Annotated in this window: 24 protein-coding genes; 14 read left to right on the top strand and 10 right to left on the bottom strand. The window is 67.6% G+C overall.

Going from position 1 to position 23855, the window contains the following annotated elements; genetic code table 11:
• Nucleotides 1–72: 72 nt before the first annotated feature.
• From APZ15_RS26765 to APZ15_RS26755, 3 genes are all read right to left on the bottom strand, one after another.
• On the bottom strand, nucleotides 73–1263 hold the full coding sequence (locus tag APZ15_RS26765) for an MFS transporter (RefSeq protein ID WP_027789858.1): 1191 nt from the start codon (nucleotides 1261–1263) through the stop codon (nucleotides 73–75).
• Between the two features lie 87 nt (nucleotides 1264–1350).
• Nucleotides 1351–2808 (bottom strand): NAD(P)/FAD-dependent oxidoreductase, encoded by a 1458-nt coding sequence (locus tag APZ15_RS26760; RefSeq protein WP_027789859.1) that lies wholly within the window; start codon nucleotides 2806–2808, stop codon nucleotides 1351–1353.
• A gap of 84 nt (nucleotides 2809–2892) precedes the next feature.
• Nucleotides 2893–3237 (bottom strand): cupin domain-containing protein, encoded by a 345-nt coding sequence (locus tag APZ15_RS26755; RefSeq protein WP_027789860.1) that lies wholly within the window; start codon nucleotides 3235–3237, stop codon nucleotides 2893–2895.
• Nucleotides 3238–3435: 198 nt separating this feature from the next.
• Between APZ15_RS26755 and APZ15_RS26750 the strand changes: the two genes are divergently transcribed.
• The 3 genes from APZ15_RS26750 (at nucleotide 3436) to APZ15_RS26740 (ending at nucleotide 6954) form a co-directional block, all read left to right on the top strand.
• Entirely contained in the window at nucleotides 3436–4335 is a 900-nt protein-coding gene (locus APZ15_RS26750; protein WP_027789861.1) for a helix-turn-helix transcriptional regulator, read from the top strand.
• Between the two features lie 158 nt (nucleotides 4336–4493).
• Nucleotides 4494–5444, top strand: coding sequence for an agmatinase (gene speB / locus APZ15_RS26745; protein WP_027789862.1), 951 nt, complete (start codon nucleotides 4494–4496; stop codon nucleotides 5442–5444).
• 28 nt (nucleotides 5445–5472) lie between these two features.
• Nucleotides 5473–6954: an aldehyde dehydrogenase family protein gene (locus APZ15_RS26740; protein ID WP_027789863.1), complete on the top strand. Its 1482-nt coding sequence runs from the start codon at nucleotides 5473–5475 to the stop codon at nucleotides 6952–6954.
• A gap of 142 nt (nucleotides 6955–7096) precedes the next feature.
• Here the strand turns inward: APZ15_RS26740 and APZ15_RS26735 are convergent, their stop codons facing one another.
• Nucleotides 7097–7981, bottom strand: coding sequence for a patatin-like phospholipase family protein (locus APZ15_RS26735; protein ID WP_027789864.1), 885 nt, complete (start codon nucleotides 7979–7981; stop codon nucleotides 7097–7099).
• 72 nt (nucleotides 7982–8053) lie between these two features.
• Between APZ15_RS26735 and APZ15_RS41210 the strand changes: the two genes are divergently transcribed.
• The 5 genes from APZ15_RS41210 to APZ15_RS26715 all read left to right on the top strand — a co-directional run bounded on the left by APZ15_RS41210 (nucleotide 8054) and on the right by APZ15_RS26715 (nucleotide 12732).
• Complete coding sequence (locus tag APZ15_RS41210) at nucleotides 8054–8218, top strand: hypothetical protein (RefSeq protein WP_155253139.1); 165 nt, start codon at nucleotides 8054–8056, stop codon at nucleotides 8216–8218.
• 279 nt (nucleotides 8219–8497) lie between these two features.
• Nucleotides 8498–9367: a flagellar motor stator protein MotA gene (motA, locus tag APZ15_RS26730; protein ID WP_027789865.1), complete on the top strand. Its 870-nt coding sequence runs from the start codon at nucleotides 8498–8500 to the stop codon at nucleotides 9365–9367.
• A 10-nt stretch (nucleotides 9368–9377) separates the two neighbouring features.
• Nucleotides 9378–10334, top strand: coding sequence for a flagellar motor protein MotB (motB, locus tag APZ15_RS26725; RefSeq protein ID WP_027789866.1), 957 nt, complete (start codon nucleotides 9378–9380; stop codon nucleotides 10332–10334).
• Nucleotides 10335–10713: 379 nt separating this feature from the next.
• The gene (locus APZ15_RS26720) at nucleotides 10714–11265 is read left to right on the top strand and encodes a hypothetical protein (protein ID WP_049097382.1); all 552 of its coding nucleotides are present in this window, start codon (nucleotides 10714–10716) and stop codon (nucleotides 11263–11265) included.
• A gap of 120 nt (nucleotides 11266–11385) precedes the next feature.
• Complete coding sequence (locus APZ15_RS26715) at nucleotides 11386–12732, top strand: DUF2325 domain-containing protein (protein WP_027789867.1); 1347 nt, start codon at nucleotides 11386–11388, stop codon at nucleotides 12730–12732.
• 81 nt (nucleotides 12733–12813) lie between these two features.
• On the opposite strand, the gene APZ15_RS26710 is transcribed toward APZ15_RS26715, so the two are convergent.
• From APZ15_RS26710 to APZ15_RS26695, 4 genes are all read right to left on the bottom strand, one after another.
• The gene (locus APZ15_RS26710) at nucleotides 12814–13137 is read right to left on the bottom strand and encodes a winged helix-turn-helix domain-containing protein (RefSeq protein ID WP_021159959.1); all 324 of its coding nucleotides are present in this window, start codon (nucleotides 13135–13137) and stop codon (nucleotides 12814–12816) included.
• 118 nt (nucleotides 13138–13255) lie between these two features.
• On the bottom strand, nucleotides 13256–13774 hold the full coding sequence (locus tag APZ15_RS26705) for a molybdopterin-dependent oxidoreductase (protein ID WP_027789868.1): 519 nt from the start codon (nucleotides 13772–13774) through the stop codon (nucleotides 13256–13258).
• A gap of 131 nt (nucleotides 13775–13905) precedes the next feature.
• Nucleotides 13906–14673, bottom strand: a complete 768-nt coding sequence (locus tag APZ15_RS26700; RefSeq protein ID WP_027789869.1) for a DeoR/GlpR family DNA-binding transcription regulator — start codon at nucleotides 14671–14673, stop codon at nucleotides 13906–13908.
• Nucleotides 14674–14716: 43 nt separating this feature from the next.
• Entirely contained in the window at nucleotides 14717–15397 is a 681-nt protein-coding gene (locus APZ15_RS26695; protein WP_027789870.1) for an MgtC/SapB family protein, read from the bottom strand.
• Nucleotides 15398–15665: 268 nt separating this feature from the next.
• Between APZ15_RS26695 and APZ15_RS26690 the strand changes: the two genes are divergently transcribed.
• The 5 genes from APZ15_RS26690 (at nucleotide 15666) to APZ15_RS42030 (ending at nucleotide 20451) form a co-directional block, all read left to right on the top strand.
• Nucleotides 15666–16610 (top strand): choline ABC transporter substrate-binding protein, encoded by a 945-nt coding sequence (locus APZ15_RS26690; protein WP_027789871.1) that lies wholly within the window; start codon nucleotides 15666–15668, stop codon nucleotides 16608–16610.
• A gap of 23 nt (nucleotides 16611–16633) precedes the next feature.
• Nucleotides 16634–17314 carry an HAD family hydrolase gene (locus APZ15_RS26685; protein WP_027789872.1) on the top strand — a complete coding sequence of 227 codons (681 nt, stop codon included), beginning with the start codon at nucleotides 16634–16636 and terminating at the stop codon, nucleotides 17312–17314.
• Between the two features lie 168 nt (nucleotides 17315–17482).
• Nucleotides 17483–17620 (top strand): hypothetical protein, encoded by a 138-nt coding sequence (locus APZ15_RS42280; protein WP_226127085.1) that lies wholly within the window; start codon nucleotides 17483–17485, stop codon nucleotides 17618–17620.
• Between the two features lie 44 nt (nucleotides 17621–17664).
• Nucleotides 17665–20115 carry a phosphocholine-specific phospholipase C gene (locus APZ15_RS26675; RefSeq protein WP_027789874.1) on the top strand — a complete coding sequence of 817 codons (2451 nt, stop codon included), beginning with the start codon at nucleotides 17665–17667 and terminating at the stop codon, nucleotides 20113–20115.
• 69 nt (nucleotides 20116–20184) lie between these two features.
• Nucleotides 20185–20451 carry a hypothetical protein gene (locus APZ15_RS42030; protein ID WP_172535131.1) on the top strand — a complete coding sequence of 89 codons (267 nt, stop codon included), beginning with the start codon at nucleotides 20185–20187 and terminating at the stop codon, nucleotides 20449–20451.
• On the opposite strand, the gene APZ15_RS26670 is transcribed toward APZ15_RS42030, so the two are convergent.
• Nucleotides 20439–21602, bottom strand: coding sequence for a porin (locus APZ15_RS26670; RefSeq protein ID WP_027789875.1), 1164 nt, complete (start codon nucleotides 21600–21602; stop codon nucleotides 20439–20441). The two genes, APZ15_RS42030 and APZ15_RS26670, sit on opposite strands and share 13 nt — an antisense overlap.
• 747 nt (nucleotides 21603–22349) lie before the next feature.
• Between APZ15_RS26670 and APZ15_RS26665 the strand changes: the two genes are divergently transcribed.
• Complete coding sequence (locus tag APZ15_RS26665) at nucleotides 22350–22940, top strand: GNAT family N-acetyltransferase (protein WP_027789876.1); 591 nt, start codon at nucleotides 22350–22352, stop codon at nucleotides 22938–22940.
• 51 nt (nucleotides 22941–22991) lie between these two features.
• On the opposite strand, the gene tam is transcribed toward APZ15_RS26665, so the two are convergent.
• The gene (gene tam / locus APZ15_RS26660) at nucleotides 22992–23777 is read right to left on the bottom strand and encodes a trans-aconitate 2-methyltransferase (protein ID WP_027789877.1); all 786 of its coding nucleotides are present in this window, start codon (nucleotides 23775–23777) and stop codon (nucleotides 22992–22994) included.
• Between the last annotated feature and the right edge of the window lie 78 nt (nucleotides 23778–23855).

The following is a 23855-nucleotide window of genomic DNA, read 5'->3' as shown; positions in this document are numbered from 1 at the left end:
CACGCCCGCCGCCTTCGCCGATGAACCGGACCGGACGCGCGCCGCCATCGGCAGCGGCGCGCGTCGAAACCGTCATTCAGGTGCCACCGCGAGCGCGCGTTCCATGCCGAACACGGCCGGCCGCAGCCGCCGGTAGCACAGGAACGCCACCGCGCACAGCACGATCGCCGCGATCAGCGCCGACTGCGTGCCTGCGCGCTCGATCAGCGAGCCGCCCGCGACCGAGCCGATGCCGTAGCCGAGCGCGACGCAGCCCGGCGACAGCGCGGCCGACTTGCCGACCAGGTCGTACTGCGGAATCGTCGCGTAGATCAGCAGCGCGCCGCCGGTCCAGCAGCCGATGAACACGACCGCGCCGAGCGTGAACGTCATGGCCGATGCCGGCATCGCGAGCAGCACGGCCGCGACCGCGCAGCCGCCGAGGTTGACGAGCGCCCAGCGGCGCAGGCCCGCGCCCGCGCCGAGCTTCGGCATCGCCGCGCAGATCACGAGGCTCGCGATGTTCGCGATGCCGAGCACGAGCGACACCGACCTGCCGCTCAGGCCCGCCGCGGTGCCGATCTTCTCGAGGAAGGTCCACACGACGCCGACGCCGCCGTACAGCGCGAGCTGCGCGCACAGCACGAGCATCGCGCCCCGGCGGTCGATGCGGCCGGCGACGCCGGCCGGTGCCGGGGCGGCCAGCGTCTCGCCCCGGCGAAACAGCGGCGTCGCGAGCACGAATACGCCGAGCACGCATGCGACGAAACCGAACACGCCGTGCGCGCCCCATGCGTCGCTCAGCATCGGGAAGATGTAGGCCAGCAGCACCATGCTCCACGTCACCTGCCCCATCAGCATGATCCCGAGATTGCGTTCCGGCGCGCGCGAGTACGACAGGTAGCGCAGCGCGATGCCGTTCAGGCCGCCCGAGCCGACGCCCGCGATGAACTGCAACGCGGAATACGCGACGAGCCCGTGCGTCGCGAGCGTGCCGAGGTTCGCGCCGGCCGCGAGCGTCACCGCGCCCGCGAGCACCCACCGCACCGGCTGGCGGCCGAGCACGAACGCGACGAGCAGCGTGCCCGTCGATTCGCCGAGCACCTCGATGAAGCTCGACAGCCCGAGCGCCGCTTCGCCGAAGCCCCAATGGCGTTCGACCTGCCCGACGATCGCGGGCAGGCCGAGGAAGACCGTCGGCCCGAGGATGCCGAGCAGCAGCATCACGACGACGAACGGCGCGCTTTCCTGTCGCGCTTCGTCCTGCAGGTTCACTACGTTCATTCGGTGTCTCTCTCCGTGTCCGCGGCGCGGACCGTCTCCTCGAGGGAGTCGGGTATGGCGGCGGCCCGGCCCGGGCCGCCGTGTCGCTTACATCGGGAAGCCCATCGCCTTGATGCCGCTGATCCACGCGCGCTTCCAGCCGCCTTCCGCATCCGCGCCGTCGAACGCATGGAACGTGATCTTCGCGGCGACCCAGCGCATCGGCTCGGGCGGGATGTAGCTCGGGCTCTGGTTCGCGATGTCGAGCTTGCGCTCGGGGCTGTCGCGATCGAACAGGATGTTCAGCCCCATGAACGCGCCGAACCGGCTCGCCGCGACGCCGAAACCCGTATAGCCGGCGACGAACACGGCCTTGTCGCCGAGATAGCGCTTCGCGAACACCGAGCCGCGCGAGCAATAGTCGATCGGGCCGCCCCACGCATGCGAGAAGCGCACGTCGCTCAATTGCGGGAAGGTGCGGTAGAACGCTTCCGCGAGCCGGTAATACGTCTCGCGCCGGCCGTCCTGATGCGGTTCCGGATCGCCGTCGAAGTGATAGCTCACCAGGCCGCCGAAGATGATGTTGTTGTTCTTCGTCAGGCGGAAATAGTTGAGCTGCGTGCGCGTGTCGTACACGCCCTGGCGATTCTTCCAGCCGATCCGCGCGAGCTGCTCGTCGGTGAGCGGCTCGGTGGCGAGCACGTGGTCGCGCACCTGCATCACGCGGCGGTTGATGTCGGGAATCCCGACCTTCGCGGTGCCGCTGCCGAACACGACGCGCGGCGCGCGCACGCTGCCCTTCGGCGTCTTCACGAACACGGTGCTGCCTTCGTCGGTCACGGTCACGAGCGGCGTGTGCTCGTACAGCTTCACGCCGAGCGACAGCGCCGCGCGCTTCAGCCCCCACGCGAGCTTCGCCGGATGCACGATGCCGCTGCGGTTACGCGACCACAGCGCGCCCGCGAACAGCGGTGAATTCAGTTGTTCGAGCGTTTCGTCGCGGTTCAGCAGCACGACGTTGTGGCCGTACTCGCGATGCAGGTCGTAATCGCCCTTCAGGTGCGCGATGTGCTCGGGATCGACCGCGACCGTCATCTCGCCGTTCCACTCGATGTCGGCGTCGATGTCGTAACGCTTCAGCGTTTCCTCGAAGCCGTCGAGGTTGTGATGGCCGAACGCCTCGAGCTGCGCGATGTCGTTCGGGAACACGCGCACCGCATTCGGCAGCCCGTGCATCACCGACGTCGAGATGATCCCGCCCGCGCGGCCCGATGCGCCGTGCGCGACCTTGCCGGCCTCGATCAGCACCACGTTCAGGTGCGGCATCTGTTCCTTCGCCTGCACGGCCGACCACAGCCCCGTGAAGCCGCCGCCGACGATCAGCAGGTCGGCGCTCACGTCGCCGACGAGTTCCGGCTCGGTGGCCGGCGCGGCCGGGTTGTCGAGCCAGTACGGGAACAGCTTCGTATTCGCGAGCGCCGCCTCGACGCCCAATGCGACCGGCGCGCCACGCAATGCGTGCGCCTGCGCCGGTGCAGTCTCTCTTGCCTTGACTTCCATTTCCATGATCCCTGCCATCACACGCGGAAACGAAACCGCCGCCGGGCGCGCGTCACACGGACGACGACACCACGGCGGCGGCTTCGGCCATCACGACTTCTCGAGCAGCACGTAGAACTTCTTCGCGTCCTCGATCGTCTCCCAGCGGCCCGCGAAGCCGGCCGGCAGCAGGTAGCCCTGGCCCGGCGTGAATTCCTTGCGGTTGCCTTCGACGTCGGTCAGCGCGATCCGGCCCTCGACGAGCCACACCGCTTCGTCGGCCGCGGTTTCCGGAAACTCCACCGAGCCGACCTTGCCTTCCCACCAGCCGATGAGGTAGTTGCCGCTCTTGCCTTCCGCCGCGCGCCAGTCGCTTTCGTCCATCCCGAAGTCGAGCTTCGTGAATTCGCCGATGCCTGCGCCGAGCGGCAGGATGTCCTTGATCAGTTTGGTCATCAGAATCTTTCGTCTCTTGATTGAAAAAAACAGAGACAAAGTTACTCATTTACACTGCCCCGGTATGCCCCCCTCCGGGGGGGACAAGCGGTGTTTTCCGGGGCCGGTCAGGTCGCAAGGACACCTGCCGGGATTTCCCCCTAATGACGTTTTGCGTGGCCGACGCTACAATCCGCCGGCTTTTCACCGGGGAACCGCATGCTGCTCAACGTGAACCCCTTCCACCGCGACAACGACCGCTTCAACGTGTCGTTCAAGGCGCTGGGCGAGCTGATCGAGACGGTCGGCACGCCGCACTTCGTGCCGCGCCTCACGCAATTGCTCAATGAAGTGGTGCCGCTCGACGTCGCGCACGTCGAACGCTCGCGCGTCGACGGCTCGATGCCCACCGGCTACCGATGCGAATGGATCGGCAGCAGCGGCATCGGCGCGGCGAGCGCCGACGTCTCCGACGTGATGACGCTCTACTACGAGCGTTTTCTCGACAGCGACCCGCTGTTCGCGGGGCTGCGCGGCAAGACGGGCACGATGCTCGTCGTGCGCGACATCGCGGCGATCCCGCCCGGCGAATTCCGCCAGCGGCTGTTCGACGACGTGCAGATCGGCCACGAATGCGTGCTCGCACGCGGCACGCGTTATTCGCAGCATTCGATCGCGCTGGAGCGCGGCCGCGACCGGCCGCCGTTCACGCTCGCCGAGATGAACCGCTTTCGCAGCATCAGCGACGTGCTGTTCCCGCTGCTCGAACTTCATGCGTCGACCACGGCCGCGCGGCGCATTGCGCACCCGACGCCCGAAGTCCACCCGCTCGCGCAGTTCGACGCGCGCCTCGCGGCCGACGGCGTGAAGCTGTCGAAGCGCGAATACGAAACCTGCAAGCACCTGCTTTCCGGCAAGACCGTGCCGGAAACGGCGGAGATCCTCGGCGTGCGCGTTGCGTCGGCCGAGTCGTACGTGAAGCGCGCGTTCGCGAAGCTCGGCGTGCGCACGAAGCGCGAACTCGCCGCATGGGGCTCGGCGACCACCGCGTTCCCTTCCTCCGGCCCGCACGACGGCGCCGCGCCGCCGGCCCTCTCGCGCCGGCCTGATCCGGCCTGACCTGGCCGCGCGGCCGCGTTCGGTTGCGCCGCGTCGATGCGGCGGCGCCACTTGCATCGAGCCCCGTCGATGTAAACGTTGCGACTTCAAAATCTTCGCGCGGGCGTTCTCCTCTACCATCGGCCGATCGCTTTACCTCAGATAAAGGAGACGGCCCCATGCCCCGCGAACTCAATCAACCGATGGGCGGCAACGAGATGCCGCGCTTCGGCGGCATCGCCACGATGATGCGCCTGCCGCAAGCCGAGACGACCGACGGCCTCGACGTGTGCTTCGTCGGCGTGCCGCTCGACCTCGGCACGTCGAACCGCTCGGGCTCGCGCTTCGGCCCGCGCCAGATCCGCACCGAATCCGTGCTGCTGCGCCCGTACAACATGGCCACCCGCGCCGCACCGTTCGATTCGCTGCAGGTGGCCGACATCGGCGACGTCGCGACCAACCCGTACGACCTGAAGGACTCGGTGCGCCGCATCGAAGAGGCATACGACGAGATCGTCGCGAACGGCTGCCGGCCGATCACGCTCGGCGGCGACCACACGATCGCGTGGCCGATCCTGCGCGCGCTGCACAAGAAGTACGGCAAGGTCGCCGTCGTCCACGTCGACGCGCACGCGGACGTGAACGACACGATGTTCGGCGAGAAGATCGCGCACGGCACGCCGTTCCGCCGCGCGGTGGAGGACGGGCTGCTGCAATGCGACAAGGTCACGCAGATCGGCCTGCGCGGCACCGGCTACCACGCGGACGATTTCGACTGGTGCCGCCAGCAGGGCTTCACCGTCGTGCAGGCGGAGGAATGCTGGAACCAGTCGCTCGCGCCGCTGATGGCGCAGGTGCGCGAACGCGTCGGCGACACGCCGGTGTATCTCAGCTTCGACATCGACGGCCTCGACCCGTCGTTCGCGCCCGGCACCGGCACGCCGGAAATCGGCGGCCTCACCGTGCAGCAGGGCCTGGAAATCATCCGCGGGATGAAGGGCCTGAACATCGTCGGCGCGGATCTCGTCGAAGTCGCGCCGCCGTACGATCCGACCGGCACCACCGCGCTCACCGGCGCGAACCTCGCGTTCGAGATGCTCTGCGTGATGCCGGGCGTCGCCTACCGCTAACCCGACCGACCTCGACAGGATGAACCTCATGTCTACCGCCGAGCTTTCCCCTTCCGCCGCGACGTTCGTGCTGCCCGCCGCGCGCATCGCCGGGCAGTCCGTCCACACGCATTCCGACAAGGCGGGCGCACCGATCTTCAACGCGTCGACCGGCGACGCGATCGGCTGGCAGGAATTCGCGACGGCCGCGCACGTCGACGCCGCGGTGCGTGCCGCGCGCGACGCATTCGCCGGCTGGCGCGACACGCCGCCGGCCGAACGCGGCCGGATGCTCGCGACGATCGCCGAGCGCGTCGAGGCATCGCGCGACCGCCTGGCGGCGCTGCAGATGCAGGTGAGCGGCAAGCCGCCGTTCGAGGCCGAGGCCGATGTCGGCGACGTCGCCGCCACGTTCGCGTACTACGCGAAGCTGTGCGAAGACCCGGCACTGTTCGCGGCCGAACCGGTCGCGCTGCCGAGCGACGCCGTCACGGCCGAACGCTTTTACGACGCGGTCGGCGTCGCGGCGCTCGTCATGCCGTGGAACTTCCCGATGGTCACGACCGCGTGGAAGCTCGCGCCCGCGCTCGCGGCCGGCTGCGCGGTCGTGCTGAAGCCGTCCGAACTCACGTCGCCGACCGAGCACGCGCTGCTCGAGATCGTCGAGCAAGCGGGGCTGCCGGCCGGCGTCGTCAACGTCGTGAACGGCGGCGCCGAGGTCGGCGCGGCGCTGACCGCGCATCCGCTGATCGACAAGATTTCGTTTACCGGCAGCACGGCGGCCGGCCGCAAGGTCATGCAGGCCGCGGCCGTCGACATGAAGCGCGTGACGCTCGAACTCGGCGGCAAGTCGTCGCTGATCGTGCGCGACGACGCCGATCTCGACGTCGCGGTGTCGCTCGCGGTTGCGGGCGCGTTCACGAACGCGGGCCAGATGTGCTCGGCCACCGCGCGCATCCTCGTGCACGACAGCGTGTACCGCAGCTTCATGGCCGCGTTCGAGACGGCCGTGCGTGCGCTCGTCGTCGCGCCGCCCGCCGCGGAACAGGTCGCGATGGGGCCGCTGATCTCGGCCGCGCAACGCACGCGCGTCGAAGCGATGCTCCAGCACGGTATCGAGGCGGGCGCACGCGTCGCCTTCAGCGGCCGGGTGACGGATGCCGGCGGTGCGGGCTTCTTCATGGCGCCCGTCGTGATCGCCGAGCCCGCCGCCGACAACCCGCTGTGGACCGACGAAGTATTCGGCCCCGTCGCGTGCGTGAAATCGTTCCGCACCGACGACGAAGCGATTGCGCTCGCGAACGACACGCGCTACGGGCTCGTCGCGACCGTCGTGACGCGCGATGCCGGCATCGCGAAGCAGTTCCAGCAGCGCGTGCGCGCGGGGCTCGTGTGGATCAACGCACCGCAGCTGATCTATCCGCACGTGTGCTGGGGCGGGTTCGGGCTCAGCGGAATCGGCCGCGAACTCGGCGTCGCGGGGCTGCGCAGCTATCAGGAACTGCGCCACGCGATGCGCGCGATCGACTGACCAGTGCGGCCGTTCAGGCCGTTGGCGGCACCGTGTCTCGTGCACGGTGCCGCTTTTTTTTGGTTCTTCGGGGATTTTCGGGGAGAGCGCCGGGGTGTTCGGCGTGCGCCGCTCACGGGATTTCACGGCGCGTGAGCAACCCTCAGTGCGACAGCTCGGCGGCATGGTCGTGCTCGCGAAGCTGGCCGGGAATCGCGCACTGCGCGAGCCCGCCCGCGTCGATCCACGCACGCGTGCGTTCCGCGGCCTTGTCGATCAGCTGCGCACACTGCGAGTAATCGTATGACGACACGTCGAGCGGACAGAGCGGCGGCACGACATGGATTTGCGCGCGTGCCCCGTACAACTCCAGATCGCGCACCAGTTGCCGCGCGATCACGAGCGTCAGCGCGTGCGTCGCATGCGCGATCGCGCTGCGCGGCGGTACGCGCAACGCGCACGCGAACCCGGCCGGCAGCACGACGATCCGCTTGACGCCGAGCGCGACCGCGACGGAGATCGGCGTATTGTTCGCAACGCCGCCGTCGACGAGTTCCACGCCGCCGATGCTGACCGACGGAAACACGCCGGGAATCGCCGCGCTGGCCTGCACGGCATCCACGACCGGGCCGGCGGACAGCACGACTTCCTGGCCGTTCAGCACGTCGGTCGCGACGATGTGGAGCGGCAACGCGGCCTGCTCGATCCGCCGGTACGGCAGGTTCCTTTCCAGCAGCAGGCGCAGCGCATCGGCCTCGACCAGATGCGGCCGGTTGCGCAGCAGCATCGCGACGAGGCTGCGCATCGAGAACGGCATGATGTCCTGGCGGCGGATCCGGCACCACAGCGCGGCGAGCATCGCGACGCCGTCCGCATCGGGCCGGCCGGCGAAATAGGCGGCGTTGATCGCGCCCGCCGACGCGCCGACGACGCAATCGGGCCGTTCGCCGCTCGCGACCAGCTCGCGGAGCATGCCGACCTCGATCGCGCCGAGACTGCCGCCGCCGGCGAACACGAAGGCGGTCGAGGAAGTGGGATCGGACGTCACGGTGCGCCCTCCTGCGGTTGGCTGCGACGGTGCTTTCTCCATGATGGATCGTGCGGCGCCCCGGATGTCCTGATGAAAACCCTGCCGGCGCGCGAACCCGCGCCGGCAGGCGATGCACCGTGCGCCGCGTTCCCCGGACTTCCGCGCGGCGCCTTCCGTCGCGACGGGTGTGTCATTCGCCGCCGTGTTCCGGGCCGCATCCAGACGGAAATTCACGCGAAGGCGCGCAATTTTTGACTTCGATCAAGCAAATCGCGCCTACCGCCGCCCGCAAACGTATGCCACGCGTGAATCGTGCGCGCTACGTGGAATCACGGGTTCAGTCGCCCCGGCGACCGCCGTTATTGCATCAACACCCGCCGACCGGCATCGCGTTGCGATACATCGGGACGGCCGCCGGAATCGCATTCGACACGCAACGATCCGGCGCCGTCGCGGGCATGGAGCGGGATGGCCGGACGTCCCCCCCGCTTTTCGACAACAGATGCGGCAGCGCGAGTCGCGCAAGAGGTAATCATGTTTGTAGCCATCGGGTGGATCGTCGTGATCGGATCGGTGATCGGCAGTTTTGTCGGCGTGGGCGGCCATTTGCCGGCCTTGCTGCAACCGTTCGAACTGCTGTGCATTTTGGGCGCCGCGCTGGGTGCGTTCGTCGTCAGCAATCCGGTCGCGACGCTGAAGAAGACGATCAAGAGCCTGCCGACCTGTTTCAAGGGCGGCGGCTATACGAAACAGCAATATGTCGAACTGATCGCGCTGCTGTACGAGCTGCTGCAGAAGGCGCGCAAGGACGGCATGATGGCGCTCGAGGCCGACGTCGACGCACCCGAACAAAGCCCGCTGTTCCAGAAGTATTCGCACGTGCTCGAAGACCATCACCTGCTCGACTTCATCGTCGATTATCTGCGGATGATGTCGGGCGGCAACGTGAACGCGCTGGAGATGCAGGACCTGATGGACGAAGAACTGCATACGCACCATGCGGAAGCGTCCGTCGCGGCCAACGCGATCCAGAAGATGGCGGACGGCCTGCCGGCGTTCGGCATCGTCGCGGCGGTGATGGGTGTCGTGCATACGATGGGCTCGGTCGGCGCGCCGCCCGCCGTGCTCGGCAAGATGATCGCCGGCGCGCTCGTCGGCACCTTCCTCGGCATCCTGCTCGCGTACGGCTTCGTCGGCCCGCTCGCGGATCTGCTCAATGCGAAGGGCCGCGCCGCGGCCAAGCCGTTCCAGTGCGTGAAGGCCGTGCTGCTCGCGTCGATGAGCGGCTACGCGCCGGCGGTGGCGGTGGAGTTCGGCCGCAAGGTGCTGTTCACGGCCGATCGCCCGAGCTTCAAGGAGCTCGACGAGGCCGTCCGCGCGACGAAGTCGCCCAGGCCCGCATAACGGAGGCGCCATGGCCGACCATCGCTCCAACCCGTCGAAACAGTCCGCATCGGCACCGCTCGTCGTCGTGCGCCGCAAGAAGGGCGAGGACCACGACGCCCACCACGGCGGCGCCTGGAAAATCGCCTACGCCGATTTCGTCACGGCGATGATGGCGTTCTTCCTGCTGATGTGGCTGCTCGGCTCGGTGTCCAAGTACGACAAGCAGGGGATCGAGGATTATTTCAACACGCCGCTGTCGACGCTCCTGTCCGGCGGGAAAGACGCACAGGCGCCGCGCCCGAGCATCGTGCAGGGTGGCGGCCGCGACCTGTCGGACCCGGCGCCGGCCATCGACGCGAAAGCGCAACCGGTGCCGGCCAGCTCGCCCGCGGCCGCTGCCGACATCGTCGATACGCAAAAGCTCGAGCGCCTGAAGGCGAAGCTGACCGCGGCGATTGCACAAAGCCCGTCATTGCGCGCGTACCAGGACCAGATCCGGATCGCGATCACTCACGAGGGCTTGCGCATCGAGATCGTCGATTCGCTCAAGCGCCCGATGTTCGCGTCGGGCAGTTCGCAACCCGAAGGGTATGCCACCGCGATCCTCACCCAGATCGGCACGGCACTCGACGATGTCGACAACCGCGTGTCGATTGCCGGCCATACCGATTCGACGCCGTATCGCGACGGCCCCACGGGTTATTCGAACTGGGAGCTCTCCAGCGATCGCGCGAACGCCGCGCGGCGCGCGCTGGTCGCGGGCGGATTGCGGGAGGAAAAGCTGCTCCAGGTGCGCGGGCTCGCGGATGTCCTGCCGCTCGACCGGAACGTCGCGGACGAGCCGACCAATCGCCGCATCAGCATCCTCGTGATGAACAATGCCGCCGAGCAGGCGTTCTTTCGGGACGGCGGCAGGACGACCGTGGACGAATCGGCCGGCGCCCGGGCCGCCGTGCTGCCGGCGGCGCTCACGCGGCCGCATTAGGCGCGGGCGTATTCACGAACGCGGGGCGGATGTGCCCGATGGGGGCCGGGCGCTGCGCGCAGCCCTTGTGCGACAGCGTGGTTCTCGGCGTCGCGGTCGCGTTCGGAACGGTCGGGCGCGACATCGACTGACTCGGGCGGTTGTTCGGGCGGTTGTTCGGGCGGTTGTTCGGGCGGTTGTTGCGGCCGTTGCTCGGGCTGTTGCTCGGGCTGTTGCGAAGGCCGTTGCGAAGGCCGTTGCGAAGGCCGTTGCGAAGGCCATTGCGAGGGCCGTTACCAAGGCCGCTGACGGCACCATGTCTCGTGCACGGTGCCGTTTTTTTCGCGCATTCGATATGTTCCGTAGAATATATCGAAACCAGCACTTCCGGAGATTCGCCATGCCCCGCACGCCGACGGATCGCGCCCCGCAGCGCACCGCACGGGAACAGCCGCTCGCGCACAAGATCAGCGCGCTCAGGCCGCTGTCGAGCGACGCACGTGCGCAGCAGGTCACGGATGTCGTCGACGCGTTCCGGCGCCTGCGCGGCAGCGTCGTGCGCTTCATCCGGATGTTCTCGGCTGCGCACGCTGAAAACGCGCAGGACGATGCGCTGTCCGCGATGGGCTTTCGTGAACTGCTGTCCACGCTCGAAGACGACGCACGCACTGCCCGCTTCACGCGCCTGCCCGAACTCGAACGGGCGATCGGCCAGGCGCGCCGCCTCGAACGCACACGCGACGACGTGTTCTCGGATTCGTTCAGCAACGACCCGGCAGCGATGCGCGACGCGGTCGCCGCGCTGGAGCGCGTCGACGTGCTGTTCGTCGGGCTGTGCGTCGAGTACGTGATGGAGCGGCACGCGCCGGCATCGCGCCTCGTTTCACCGTCCGCCCCGGCATCGCCCTCCGCCGCCCTGCTGCTCACCGACCGACCGCGCGCACTCTGCTGACCGCACCACGCCGCATTACCCGGTGATTTCCCCCGAATTTCGTTCGTTATATCCCGTGGTATATTTCGCGAATCTTTCGCGCATCCGTCTCCGGCCCGACCATGCCGGACAGAGGTCAACATGCACGTTCCGCCCTTTCGCCTTGCCCGCACGGCCGATCTCTCGTCGCCCGGCGGTAATCTGCCCGCGGCAACCGGCACGCGGGTCGACGCATGCTGCGCGCCGTCGCGCGCGCAACTGACCGAGCTGAAGCGCCGCACGCGCCTGTCGGAGCTCGACGCGAACCTGCACTGCTCGATCATCGGCACCTGCCTGACCACGCACGAGCTGCGCAGGCTCGTGCCGAAATACACCGACCTCGACCGCCAGCACGCGACCGACCTCGACATCCATCACGCCGCCGTCGAGCTCGCGATCGACGGCACGGCCGGCGCCAAGGCATTGCACAAGGCGCTCGACGAGCGTTACGCCGGCGCGATCCGCGCATTCGACAGCGCACAGGATGCGGATGACCTCCTTGCGCGCTGGAAGGATGCGCTGAAGAGCGGCGACATCCCGCCCGCCTACTGGGCGCTGATGACGCATCCACGCACGACGATGGCCGTGCGCCAGGCCGCGTTCGGCGACCTGCACATGCTGTCGCACCTGGTCGGCGCGGCCAATCGCGCCGATATCCGGCGGCTGGTCGCGCTGGAGGAGGAGAATGCGGCGCTGCACGCGAAGATCGACCGGCAGCAGGCGCGCCTGCAAGAAATGAGCGCGCAGCGCGACGCGGCGGTGCAGGAGCGGGATGCCCTCGTTGCGCGCCGGAACGCACAGCCGCCGGCGGCTGAAAGCGCATCGCGCGACGAAGTCCACGAACTGCGCGAGGCACTGGCCGCGCGCGATGAACGACTCGCGCTGCATACGAGCCGCCGCGAGGCGGCCGAGCAGCGGATCGCCGCGGAACAGGCGAGCGCACGCGCGATGCGCGCACGACTCGACGACCTGATGGCGATGGTGAAAACGCTGCGCGCCGAAGCGAGCGCGATCGAACAGGCGGTGCAGGCGTCGGCGGACGATCCCGCCGAACACGCGGCCGATCCGCTGTCGATCCTGCGGGGCACACGTCTGGTCTATGTCGGCGGGCGCCCGGGCTCGAACCGTGCGATCAGGCGGATCGTCGAAACGGCAGGCGGTGACGTGACGCTGCATGACGGCGGTATCGAGGATCGCAAGGGCCTGCTGGCCGCCGCGCTACCGGGCGCGCACATGGTCGTGTTCCCGGTCGACTGCATCGACCACGATTCGATGAACCTGCTCAAGCGCATCTGCGAACGCCACCACGTCGCGTACTACCCGCTGCGGACGGCCAGCGTCGCCAGCTTCGTCGAACTGATCGGGCGGCTCGATGCACAGGCACGCGACGTCATGGCGCCGGATGCCGCCGCCGGCGGCACGCCGCGCTTCTGCCTGCGGCACGGCTAGACCTGATTCGCTTCGACGCGCTCCTTCTGCCCTTCAGCGGGTCGGTGCAAGCGCGTCGTCGGCGTCAACGGGCCCCGCGCTTCAGCGCCGCACCATTTTCGTGAGCGCGGCGATTTCGTCGGCACACGCCGCGTAGGCGCGCGCCTCGATCCCGCGATAGAGGCGGATGATCTCCTCGCCGACCGGCGTGAGCACGCTGCCGCCACCGCTCTGCCCGCCATGCTCGGACACCGTCGCCGGCGATTTCAGCGAGCGGTTCAGCTCGTCCATCAGCAGCCACGCACGCCGGTACGACATCTTCAGGCTGCGCGCCGCCGCCGAAATCGAACCGTGTTCGTGCACGGCTTCGAGCAGCGCGACCTTGCCCGGGCCGAGCGCGATCGTGTCGGCCTGCTGGATACGCATCCTGAATCGCACTTCAGGCTTGGGGTGTGCCGGTGTCTTCATGTTGTGCTGCCCTTTGAACGATGCGGGCAAGCATACACGATGGCCGATGCGACGCATGCCGGCCGCCCGCGCCGGTTCAGACCTCGAGCACGCGGGCGACGATGCCGGCCAGCCGCTTCACGTGGCGCGGCGCAGGCAGGAGGTCGGCGCCCGAGAACAGCAGCGGCGCGCCGTCGTCGATCGACAGCAGCGCGTCGCCGCATTCGAACGCGACGATCACGTGTTCGCCGACCGGCGTGTTGAACAGTTCGTGCCAGGAAAACGTGACCGCGTAGCCGTCGTGCGCATGCGCGATGAACACCATGCGCTTGAAGTCGCCCGGCGTGTCGTTGCGCAGCCCGGCCGCGTCGAGCAGGTCCTTCAGCCGTGCGCCGCGATACGGCGCGACCGAGCGGATGAAGCGATTCGTCGTGAAGCAGCGCAGGTCGAACGGCTCGGCCGTCGCGCTCGCGTGCCGGCGCAGATCGTCGAGCGTCACCGTCATCGGCCGCACGAATGCGCCCGTCAGCGCGATCGAGCCTGCCGCCGCCGGCTGCACGTGTTGCGCCTGTTGCACCTGCTGCGCCGAAAGCGCCGCCGTCCCTGCCCTCTCCATCGCCCGCCTCCATGACGGCCTGCCGGTGGGCAGGCCTGCGTCGTATCGGCGGATATATTACGCCGGGAAAAAACCGGCCGGCGGAATGCGCGCCGCATGGGCGGCATAACGCCGGCCGATCGTGCCCGGCGCTACGACAGCACGATGTTCTTGATGACCTTCTTCAGGCTCTTGAAGCTGTCGACCGATTCCGCCTTCGCGTCCGTCACCAGTGCGCCGATCCGCGCCGGCTCGCAGAAGCTGATCCGGCTGTTCGTGCCGAGCTTGCTGAAATCGGCCAGGATCGCGACGTCCGCCGCGTTGCTCACCATCGCGCGCGCCACTTCGGTTTCCATCCGGTCGTAATTGGTCGCGCCGCGCACGGCATCGACCCCGACCGGCGACAGCAGCGCGAGGTCGGCGCGATAGCGGAAGATCTCGGCGACCGTGCCGTCGCCGACGGTCGCGGCCGCACGGGTGCCGATCATCCCGCCGAGCAGGATCGTCTCGTTCCTCGCCTGCCCCGGGTCGCTCGACCGCATTTTCAGCGCGACGTCGATCGAGTTCGTGACGATCGTGAGGCCCGACAGCTTCGCCAGTTCCTCGGCCAGCAGTGTCGTGGTCGTGCCCGCGTCGATGAACAGCGTCTGCGAGCCCGTGACCAGCCTGGCCGCCGCGCGCGCGATCGCCAGCTTCGCCTTCACGTGGGTCTGCGCGCGTTCGGCGATCGGCGCTTCGTCGCCCACCTGCACCGCGCCGCCGTGCACGCGCTTCAGCTCACCGAGCGCTTCGAGATCGACGAGATCGCGACGCACGGTTTCCCGCGACACGTTCAGGTCGGCCATGATCCGGTCGGTGGAAACCCGCTGCATCTTCGATAACAGAAGCCGGATCCTCTGGTATCGCTCTTCTTGCCACATGGAATGTCCTCGGAATGAACGTCAATGTTATTCGAACGGCGAACTACGCAGCGCTCTCCTCCAGTTTTTTGATGCCGACGAGGGTCTGCAGGGATTGACGCACCGCCTGGCACTCGCTGCTCGTCATCTTTGAAAACACCACGTGGATGCGGTCGTCGTCCGGCGCGGCGTCGTCCTGTTCGATGATGAACCGGACGATGCGCGCCTGATCGATGCCGGGCATCGCCTGCAGCGACGTCAGTTTCACGGCGCCGCGGCTCGCGAGGATACGCACGCCCCAGCGCTGCCGCGTCGCGAACAAGCGCTTCTCGATCGGCTTCAGGCCGGCCAGGATCGCGAGCACGATCGCCGTCGCGGCAATCGCTGCCACATACATGCCGCCGCCCACGGCCAGCCCGACCGCCGCCACGACCCACAGGCTCGCCGCGGTCGTCAGGCCGCGGATGATCTCGCCGCGCAGCATGATCGAACCGGCGCCGAGGAAGCCGATGCCCGATACCACCTGCGCGGCGACGCGCGACGGGTCCAGCGACACGTTCTTCGCGTTCTGGACATCCGCGAAGCCGAACGCCGACACGACCATCACGAGCGCGGCGCCCACCGCCACCAGCATATGGGTGCGCAATCCGGCCGCCCACGACAGGCGCTCGCGCTCGATGCCGACGAGGCTGCCGAGCAATGCCGCCAGCAACAGGCGGGACACGATTTCCAGCTGACTGATCATTCGAAGTCTCCTTGCTTTGCCTGGTCCATCCGATGAGGCGCGGCCCGCATGGGGCCGCCGTCCGGTTCTTCCTGCCTGCCCCGCCCGTTGCCGCACCCGGCACCCGGCGAGTTGTATTTTTGTGCGATCTTGCGATTTTGTGCGTTCTAATATACGGTACGAAAAACTGCAAAGCCAGACCCAAGTTCGTTTGTTTCATCCGATCGGCACGATCAATCGTCAGACCATTCAGGCAACACGATCCGGAACACTTGCTTAGGAGACCAACATGATGAAGAAGGCATGGATGCTGGCCGCAACCCTGCTGGCGGCGCTGGCGACGGCCCCCGCTCACGCATCGGAAGGCGACGTCTGCAAAAAGGTGACGCTCGGCGACGTCGGCTGGAGCGACATCGCGGCCACCACCGGCGTCGCGATGATGCTGCTCGACGGGCTCGGTTACGAGGCGACCAAGACGATCGCGTCGCCGCCGATCGTGCTGGCCGGCGTGAAGAAGGCGCAGATCGACGCGTTCCTCGGGTACTGGGATCCGAGCATGACGCCGACGGTGAAGCCGTTCGTGGACGCCGGCGCCGTCCACCAGTTGCCGGAGCCCAACCTGGTCGGCGCGCGCTATACGCTGGCCGTGCCGCAATACACATCCGACAAGGGGCTCAAGCGCTTCGCCGATATCGCCAGGTTCCGCGACCAGCTCGACGGCAAGATCTACGGGATCGGCGCCGGCAACAACGGCAACGCGCTGATCCAGCGAATGATCGACAAGAACGAGTTCGGGCTCGGCGGCTTCAAGCTGGTCGAATCGAGCGAGGCCGGCATGCTCGTGCAAGTGACGCGCGCCGTGCAGGAGCACCGGATGATCGTGTTCCTCGCGTGGGAGCCGCATCCGATGAACATCGACTACCGGATCACCTATCTCGACGGCGGCGACACCGTGTTCGGCCCGAACTACGGCTCGGCGAAGGTCTACACGCTCGTCACGCCCGGCTATCTCGAACGCTGCCCGAACGTCGGCCGGCTGCTGACCAACCTGAAGTTCACGACCGACGAAGAAAACCAGCTGATGGTGCCGATCATGAATCACGCGGACCCGGTCGCGGTGGCCAGGGAATGGGCGAAGAAGCATCCGGGCGTGCTGTCGAAGTGGCTCGACGGCGTGACGACCATCGACGGAAAGAATGCGAAGGATGCGATCGAGAAGCTGATCGGCGCATGAGCCTGCAAGACAAGGAACCCGGCATGTACAAGAATCTCGCGCTGTTCGATCTCGACCACACGCTGCTGCCGCTCGACAGCGACCAGGCCTGGGCCCGCTTCATCTCGCGGGTCGGCTGGCGCGAGGACGACGCGCACGCCGCGCTGATCGACGAGCACTACGGTCATTACGCGGCCGGCACGCTCGACATGAACGCGTATCTCGCCGTGACGCTCGCGCCGCTCACCCGCTATCCGCGCAAGGTGCTCGAGCGCTGGCATGCGCGGTTCATGGACGAAGTGATCCGTCCGTCGATCACGCCGCAGGCGCGCGAGCTGGTCGGGCGGCATCGCGAAAACGGCGATCTCTGCTGCATCGTGACGGCGACCAACGTCTTCGTCACGCGGCCGATCGCGGCCGAATTCGGCATCGAGCACCTGCTCGGCATCGAACTCGATACCGACGACGGCACGCCGGACGGCGCGTTTACCGGGCGCAGCACCGGCGTGCCGAGCTTCCGCGAAGGAAAGATCGTGCGCACGACCGCGTGGCTGGAATCGCTCGGCTACGCGCCGTCGGATTTCGAGCGCACCTACTTCTACAGCGACTCGATCAACGACGTGCCGCTGCTGGATTACGTCACGCATCCGGTCGCCACCAATCCCGATTCGAGGCTTTTGCAGGTGGCAGGCACGCGCGGGTGGCCTGTCATGAAGTTGTTCTGATTCGGGCGATATTCTCTGCTGTCCATTTTCATGTCGGGAGGGGTAATGAAATACGGAACACGCAGCAACGGCCTCGATCATTCAGGAATCCGATTCGAGTCGAGTCGAAAGCATGTCGTCAGGTCGCGTCGATCGGAAAGCCGCTTTCCGCACTGGCGCGGCGTTTTCATGATCGCGCTGCTGTGCACGCTGGCCGCTTGCGGCGATGGCGACTCGGGCACCGCGGCCAACGTGGCGGCCGCGCGCGCGGCCGCACCGGGTTCGGCATCCACGCCCGTCCTGCACTGCGCGAGCGCGTGCCACTGACCGACGCTGGCCCCGGGGCCAGCCATCCACGACAGAGAGCGATCATGCAAAACAAACCCACGACACGACGTCAGTTCCTCGCCGATGCGTTGAAGCTCGCCGGCGCGACCGCGATCACGGGCATGCTGCCCGAAAGCATCGCGCGCGCCCAGGCCATTCCGGCAGCCACCGTCACCGGCACGATCCAGGACGTGAAGCACGTCGTGATCCTGATGCAGGAAAACCGTTCGTTCGACCACTACCTCGGCACGCTGGGCGGTGCGCGCGGCTTCGGCGATCCTCGGCCGGTCGTGATTTCGAGCGGGTATCCGGTGTGGCGCCAGCCCTGGCTGACGTCCTACGTGTTTCCGTTCAACCCGTCCCCGCCCTCCGGCACGGCCAACGGCGACACCTACTACGGCGACCTGGACCACAGCTGGAGCGGCACGCACAGTGCCTGGAACAACGGCCGCTACGACAACTGGGCCGACGCGAAGACCAGCGGCACGATGTACTACTTCACGCAGAAGGACATTCCGTTCTACTACGCGCTGGCGAGCGCGTTCACGGTGTGCGACGCGTACCACTGCTCGATGCTCGGCCCGACGGACCCGAACCGCCTGTATCTGTGGACCGGATGCTGCGGCAACGTCGCCGGTTACTCGCCGTACACGACGAACACGATGACAGGCACCGGCTGGACCACGATGCCGGAGCGCCTGAACACGGCTGGCGTGACGTGGAAGTTCTACCAGGACAAGGGCAACGGCCTGGATGCCGCACATGGCTACGGCGAATACAACGGCTCCAAAAGCGATCTCTGGTGGAACGGCAATTACGGCGACAACGTCATCCTGAACTTCAAGCAATACCAGAACCTCGGTGCAGGCGATCCGCTCGCGCCGGCGCTCAACGGCACGCAGATCGACCCGTCAGGCGGCGGCAAGGAATACGATACGAACCTCTTCAGTCAGCTGCGGGCCGACGTCGCCAACGGCACGCTGCCGCAGGTATCGTGGATCGCCGCGCCCTACGCATACTGCGAGCACCCGTCGTGGGCCGCGAGCGGCGGCGAATGGTACGTCAGCAGCGTCCTCGATGCGCTGACGTCGAATCCGGCGGTGTGGGCCAGCACGGTGCTGCTCGTCATGTACGACGAGAACGACGGGCTGTTCGATCACATGCCGCCGGCCGTCCCGGCCAGTTCCGCCGCCGGCACCGGCCGCTCCACGGTCTCGACGTCCGCCGAATTCGTCTCCGGCAGCGGCGCCGCATCGGACGGCTCGGCGAGCGGCGACGTGCCGATCGGGCTCGGCCCGCGCGTGCCGATGTTCGTGATCTCGCCATGGTCGAAGGGCGGCAAGGTCAATTCGCAGGTCTTCGATCACACATCGGTGATCCGCTTTCTGGAAGCGCGCTTCGGGCTACAGGAAACCAACATCACGCCGTGGCGACGCACGGTCTGCGGCGACCTGACGTCGGCCTTCGATTTCTCGAACGCCGACCGGACGATTCCCGCGATCCAGCCGCCGGCAAGCAACATGAACCCGAACGGCCCGGCCGTCCCGATCCCCTACCCGACCACCACCGCGGTGCCGGCGCAGACGGCCGGCCGCAGCACCGCCTGCCGCCTGCCCTACGAGTTCTTCGTGCAAGGCAAGGTCAATCGCGCCGGCAATGCGCTGTCGCTGACGATGACCAACACCGGCACCGCCGGCGTCCACCTGCAGGCGTGGGTCGACGGCACGAACACGATCCCCCGGCACTACACGATCGCGGCCGGCGCGGGCCAGTGCGCGAACCTGTCGGATTCGCTCGCGCTGAATGCCGGTGGCAGCTACGACTATTCCGTCTACGGACCGAACGGCTTCCTGCAGACGTTCCGCGGCAGCATCGGTTCGTCCGGCAACACGGGATCGACCGCCGAAGTCAGCCTGTGCTACGACGTGGCCAACGGCAACGTGCAGATCACGCTCGACAACTCCGCCGGCTCGGCCGCGACGACGTTCCAGCTCACCGACAACGCGTACGGCATGAACACGCGGCAGTCGGTCACCGTCGCCGCCGGCGCGACGCAAGCCGTCACGTGGTACGGCGACGGCGGCTGGTACGACGCCAGCATCCGCGACGCGAACGATCCGAATTTCCTGCGCCGGGTAGCCGGCTGCGTGCAGATACAATCCGGCACCCTGCTCACGGATTCGGCGATCGGCAATACCGGCAAGAAATTCGTCGCGTCGCTCGCGTCGCAGGGCTCGACGTTCGGCACGCTGCGGTTCGACTACGTTGCGCCGCCGTGGAGCCACAGCCCGAAGAACTGGGTGGGCATCTTCGCGCATGGCGCGCAGCCGACCAAGGGCAGCTACAAGTCGTGGGCGTACCTGCCGAAGAGCACCGGCTCGCTGCTGTTCTCGTCCACGGCCAACAGCACGCTGGCGTCGGGGCAGTACGACGCGTGGTATCTGTTCGACGACGGCTACACGCCGCTCGCGGGGCCCGTCACGATCAACATCTGACGGTGGCCTGACCGTGCCGTGCCGGCCCCCTGCACGGGGCCGCCACGCATTCGGGCGCGACGAGCCGCGTTGCACCCGAATGCGTTTCCCGTCGCCCTGCCCGCGCGACGGGCACTACACGAGCAGATTCTCGTAGAACGCGCCGAACGGCCGCGTCGGGTGCGCGATCCGGATTTCGAGGATCCACAGCCCGGCCGCCGGCGCCGCAGCGAAATCTCCGAGATTGCCGGCCTGGCAGATCAACCGGTGCAGGGTCGCGCTTCGTCGCGCCCGACAGCAAAAACGGGCGCTCCGATGGAGCGCCCGCTCGCGGGTGAGGTCGATCAGAACTTGTGACGCAGGCCGATCCGCGTGACGAACTGCGTGTTCGCGCCCGCGTTGCCGATGAACGAACCCGACGAGCCGATCTCCGCCTGCACCGGCACCGCGCGGCCATTGATCGTATTGCTGCCCGACGCCTTCTGGTAGGCCGCGCTGACGTACACGTCCGTGCGCTTCGACAGCGCATAGTCGACCGCGGCGTTGACCTGATGCCACTTGCCGTCGAAGCGGCCGTCGAGCTTCGAGAACGTATAGCCGAGGCCGCCGCTCAGGGCCGGCGTGAACGCATAGCGGCCGCCGATTTCGTAGTTGTTCAGCGTCGGCGATTCGCCCGACAGCGGCACGAACTTCGTATGCGTCCAGTTCGCCCACACGAGGGCCGCCGCGATCGCATAACGCGCGCCGACGCCGACCGTCTCGAGATCGCGCAGCCCCTGCGTGTTGACGTTCGCGATGCTGACGCCGAACGCGGGCGTCGCGCCGTTCGGGAAGCGGATGTTCGTGTACGCGGCGCCGATGCCGAACGGCCCCTGCGCATAGTTCGCGCCGAAGCTGTATGCGCTCGACGAACCCTGCGAACCGTTCGTGCCGGCCGTGGTCGGCGTGCCCGCGAACCGCGTCGAGTTCGAGAAGCCGTACATCGCGCCGAACGTGAGGCCCGCAAAGTTCGCGCTCTGGAACTTCACGGCGTTGTTGATGCGGCTCGACGTCAGCTGGTCGAGATCGTTGATGTGATACGCGTAGTTGCCGGCCGGCGTCTGGCTGCCCATCGCGTAGTTCGCGCCGATGTAGTCGGTCGAGAACGAATACTGGCGGCCGAACGTCAGCGAGCCGATCCCGTTCTTCGACAGCCCGACGAACGCCTGCCGGCCGAACAGCGCACCGCCCTGGCCGATCGAGCCGTCACCGCTGCTGAAGCCGTTTTCCAGCACGAACAGCGCCTTCAGCCCGCCGCCGAGATCCTCGGTCCCGCGAATGCCCCAGCGGCTGCCCGACGCGACGCCGTCACCATACTTGACGAGCTTGCCGTGGCCGCCCGACGTCGCGACCTTGTTCGAATACGTGATACCCGCATCGATCAGCCCGTAGAGCGTGACGCTGCTTTGCGCGTGCGCGGCGGTGCCGAACATCCCGAGTGCGGCTGCGGCCGCGATGGTCTTATTCATGTTCACTTCCTGTTGTTGTCGACGCGCGCCTGCGTCGCAGCGTGACGCGCGGCGTGTTGACGAATCACCGACTGATTGACGAACGCGAGCCACCGGATCGCCGCGCGCACATACACCTCATGCACATGCACGATGCTTCGTTTCGGTACCGGTATGGGCTTGCTGATGTGGCATGCCGCGGGGCGGCCGCCTGTGTTGCAGCGCCTGCGCGCGTGCGCACCGAGTGCGCATGCCGCGACGACGCGTTGCTCCGGCGATGCAGGTCAGAATCTCTTCCGGCTTTCGTGGAGCGGGTGGACGACGTGGCGCCTGACGACGCCACGACCTTCGATATATTTTTCTGAATATATCGAGTTGTCACGAAACGGTAAACAATTATTCGGGTTCCTGTCGTCTTTCCTCCACAGGCGACCGACGGTCACCCGGATCGAAGTCGCGACGCACGACGGCCCGCATCGCGTCGATGCCGGCGACGGCCTCATGCCGAAATCCAGCATAATCAGGCGGTTGAAAGAGCGCCCTCGCCGGTGCGCGTACCCCGCACACGTTTGCGTCGCCATCCGGTTCACGGTTTGCCCGCGTTTCGCCGTCACGGGAGGAGCCAGTCTGTGCCGGTCTCGCGCACGGCGAACTGTGCGGGCGCAAAAATCCGCGGCACGCACACACTCGATGCGGCGCACCTCACGATGCCGGCGATCGCATCACCGACGACACCACGCCATCCCGCAGAAGACAGGACACCGACACATGGACCGAGCCGAACACATCAGCATCGAACAGACGAGCGCGCTTCCCGCCGACGAACTGGATCGATGCGACTTCTCGTTCGACATCGCGTGGGAATTGAACGCGCCGTATCAGGACTTGCTCGATCTGCGCGCGCTGCCGGCGCGCCGCAAGCACTACGGCTTCGATCCGGCCGGCTGGGCAGACGAGGCGACCGGCAAAACGGCGCTCTTTCGCGCGACGGCCGGCGGCCGGCTCGCCGGGTTCGTGGCGATCAGCCAGAGCTGGAACGGGATGGCCGAGATCGCGGAGCTGGCCGTCGACCGCCGCAGCCGACGGCAAGGCATCGGACAGTTGCTGCTCGCGGCCGCCGAATCCTGGGCGCGCAGCCACGGGTTCGGCTTCATGCGGCTGGAAACGCAGTCGAACAACATCGCCGCGTGCAGTACCTATTCCCGCTCGGGCTTCGTGCTGGGCGGCCACGATCGCCTGCTGTACGCGGACGACGAGAACGACGGTGAAGTCGCGCTGTTCTGGTACAAGGACCTGCGCGACGGGCAGACCGCACGGATCCGCACGGTCGACCCGGAATCGATGCGGCCGGCGCGCTGACGCACCGCCGAACGCGCGTCATCGCCGCATCTCACGCGCATCACATCCGGATCATGCCCGCGTCGCCACGATGAACAGACGCGGGAACGGCAGCAGCACGGTGCCGTCGGCAAGCGCCGGATAGCCGCCCGGGCCCGCGATCGCGTCGCGATACCGCGCGAGAAACGCCGCGCGCTCGCCGTCGTCGAGCGCCGCGAGGAACGGCCGCAGCGCGCTGCCCTTGAACCATTCGACGACCGCATCGGCACCGCCGCGCAGCGGGTGGTAGTAGGTCGTGCGCCACACGTCCACGCGCGAGCACAGCGGCGACAGCAGCGCGTGGTAATAACGCGCATCGAACCGCTCGGTGCGCGCCGCGCCTTTCAGCTTGTCCGCCCACGGCCCGGCCGCGGCGACCTCGCGCATCAGCCGATGCGCGGGTTCGTCGAGGTTGTCGGGCATCTGCACCGCCAGATGGCCGCCCGGCGCGAGCCGGCCGACGAGTGCGGGAAACAGCGTGTCGTGCGCGGGCACCCATTGCAGCACCGCATTCGCGAGAATCAGGTCGTAGCCGCCGGGATCGGCCCACGTGGAAATATCCACGACGTCGAAACGCAGGTCCGGCAGGCGCTTGCGCGCGGCGTCGATCATGTCCGCCGACGCATCGATTCCGTGGACCGTTGCGTCCGGCGCACGCGCGATCAGCGCCTCCGTCGAATTGCCGGGCCCGCAGCCGATGTCGATCGCGGTATGGATCGGCGTGTTCGGCACAGCGGCGAGCAGATCGCGGATCGGCCGCGTGCGTTCGTCCTCGAATTGCACGTACTGGGCCGCGTATCGATCGAGTGGGGTCGTCATGTCGTTCTCCTCGTGGTCGGCGTGGACGGCCGTGCCGCTGCCGGCGTGCGCGGTGCGGGGGGCCGTCGATGCGAAGCA

It is taken from the genome of Burkholderia cepacia ATCC 25416 (genome assembly GCF_001411495.1).
Lineage (GTDB): Bacteria > Pseudomonadota > Gammaproteobacteria > Burkholderiales > Burkholderiaceae > Burkholderia > Burkholderia cepacia.
The sequence above is the reverse complement of the archived record's forward strand: the minus strand, read 5'-3'. Positions and strand labels throughout refer to the sequence as shown.

Excerpts from the sequence above, each read along its gene's own strand:
- speB (WP_027789862.1), top strand. The coding sequence starts at position 4,494 with ATGCCCCGCGAACTCAATCAACCGATGGGCGGCAACGAGATGCCGCGC.
- APZ15_RS26750 (WP_027789861.1), top strand. The coding sequence starts at position 3,436 with ATGCTGCTCAACGTGAACCCCTTCCACCGCGACAACGACCGCTTCAAC.
- APZ15_RS41210 (WP_155253139.1), top strand. The coding sequence starts at position 8,054 with ATGAAAACCCTGCCGGCGCGCGAACCCGCGCCGGCAGGCGATGCACCG.
- APZ15_RS26705 (WP_027789868.1), bottom strand. The coding sequence starts at position 13,774 with ATGGAGAGGGCAGGGACGGCGGCGCTTTCGGCGCAGCAGGTGCAACAG.
- APZ15_RS26755 (WP_027789860.1), bottom strand. The coding sequence starts at position 3,237 with ATGACCAAACTGATCAAGGACATCCTGCCGCTCGGCGCAGGCATCGGC.
- tam (WP_027789877.1), bottom strand. The coding sequence starts at position 23,777 with ATGACGACCCCACTCGATCGATACGCGGCCCAGTACGTGCAATTCGAG.
- APZ15_RS26665 (WP_027789876.1), top strand. The coding sequence starts at position 22,350 with ATGGACCGAGCCGAACACATCAGCATCGAACAGACGAGCGCGCTTCCC.
- APZ15_RS26710 (WP_021159959.1), bottom strand. The coding sequence starts at position 13,137 with ATGCGTATCCAGCAGGCCGACACGATCGCGCTCGGCCCGGGCAAGGTC.
- APZ15_RS26720 (WP_049097382.1), top strand. The coding sequence starts at position 10,714 with ATGCCCCGCACGCCGACGGATCGCGCCCCGCAGCGCACCGCACGGGAA.
- APZ15_RS26695 (WP_027789870.1), bottom strand. The coding sequence starts at position 15,397 with ATGATCAGTCAGCTGGAAATCGTGTCCCGCCTGTTGCTGGCGGCATTG.
- motA (WP_027789865.1), top strand. The coding sequence starts at position 8,498 with ATGTTTGTAGCCATCGGGTGGATCGTCGTGATCGGATCGGTGATCGGC.
- APZ15_RS42280 (WP_226127085.1), top strand. The coding sequence starts at position 17,483 with ATGATCGCGCTGCTGTGCACGCTGGCCGCTTGCGGCGATGGCGACTCG.
- motB (WP_027789866.1), top strand. The coding sequence starts at position 9,378 with ATGGCCGACCATCGCTCCAACCCGTCGAAACAGTCCGCATCGGCACCG.
- APZ15_RS26670 (WP_027789875.1), bottom strand. The coding sequence starts at position 21,602 with ATGAATAAGACCATCGCGGCCGCAGCCGCACTCGGGATGTTCGGCACC.
- APZ15_RS26685 (WP_027789872.1), top strand. The coding sequence starts at position 16,634 with ATGTACAAGAATCTCGCGCTGTTCGATCTCGACCACACGCTGCTGCCG.
- APZ15_RS26740 (WP_027789863.1), top strand. The coding sequence starts at position 5,473 with ATGTCTACCGCCGAGCTTTCCCCTTCCGCCGCGACGTTCGTGCTGCCC.
- APZ15_RS26690 (WP_027789871.1), top strand. The coding sequence starts at position 15,666 with ATGATGAAGAAGGCATGGATGCTGGCCGCAACCCTGCTGGCGGCGCTG.
- APZ15_RS26675 (WP_027789874.1), top strand. The coding sequence starts at position 17,665 with ATGCAAAACAAACCCACGACACGACGTCAGTTCCTCGCCGATGCGTTG.
- APZ15_RS26700 (WP_027789869.1), bottom strand. The coding sequence starts at position 14,673 with ATGTGGCAAGAAGAGCGATACCAGAGGATCCGGCTTCTGTTATCGAAG.
- APZ15_RS26715 (WP_027789867.1), top strand. The coding sequence starts at position 11,386 with ATGCACGTTCCGCCCTTTCGCCTTGCCCGCACGGCCGATCTCTCGTCG.
- APZ15_RS26765 (WP_027789858.1), bottom strand. The coding sequence starts at position 1,263 with ATGAACGTAGTGAACCTGCAGGACGAAGCGCGACAGGAAAGCGCGCCG.
- APZ15_RS26760 (WP_027789859.1), bottom strand. The coding sequence starts at position 2,808 with ATGGAAATGGAAGTCAAGGCAAGAGAGACTGCACCGGCGCAGGCGCAC.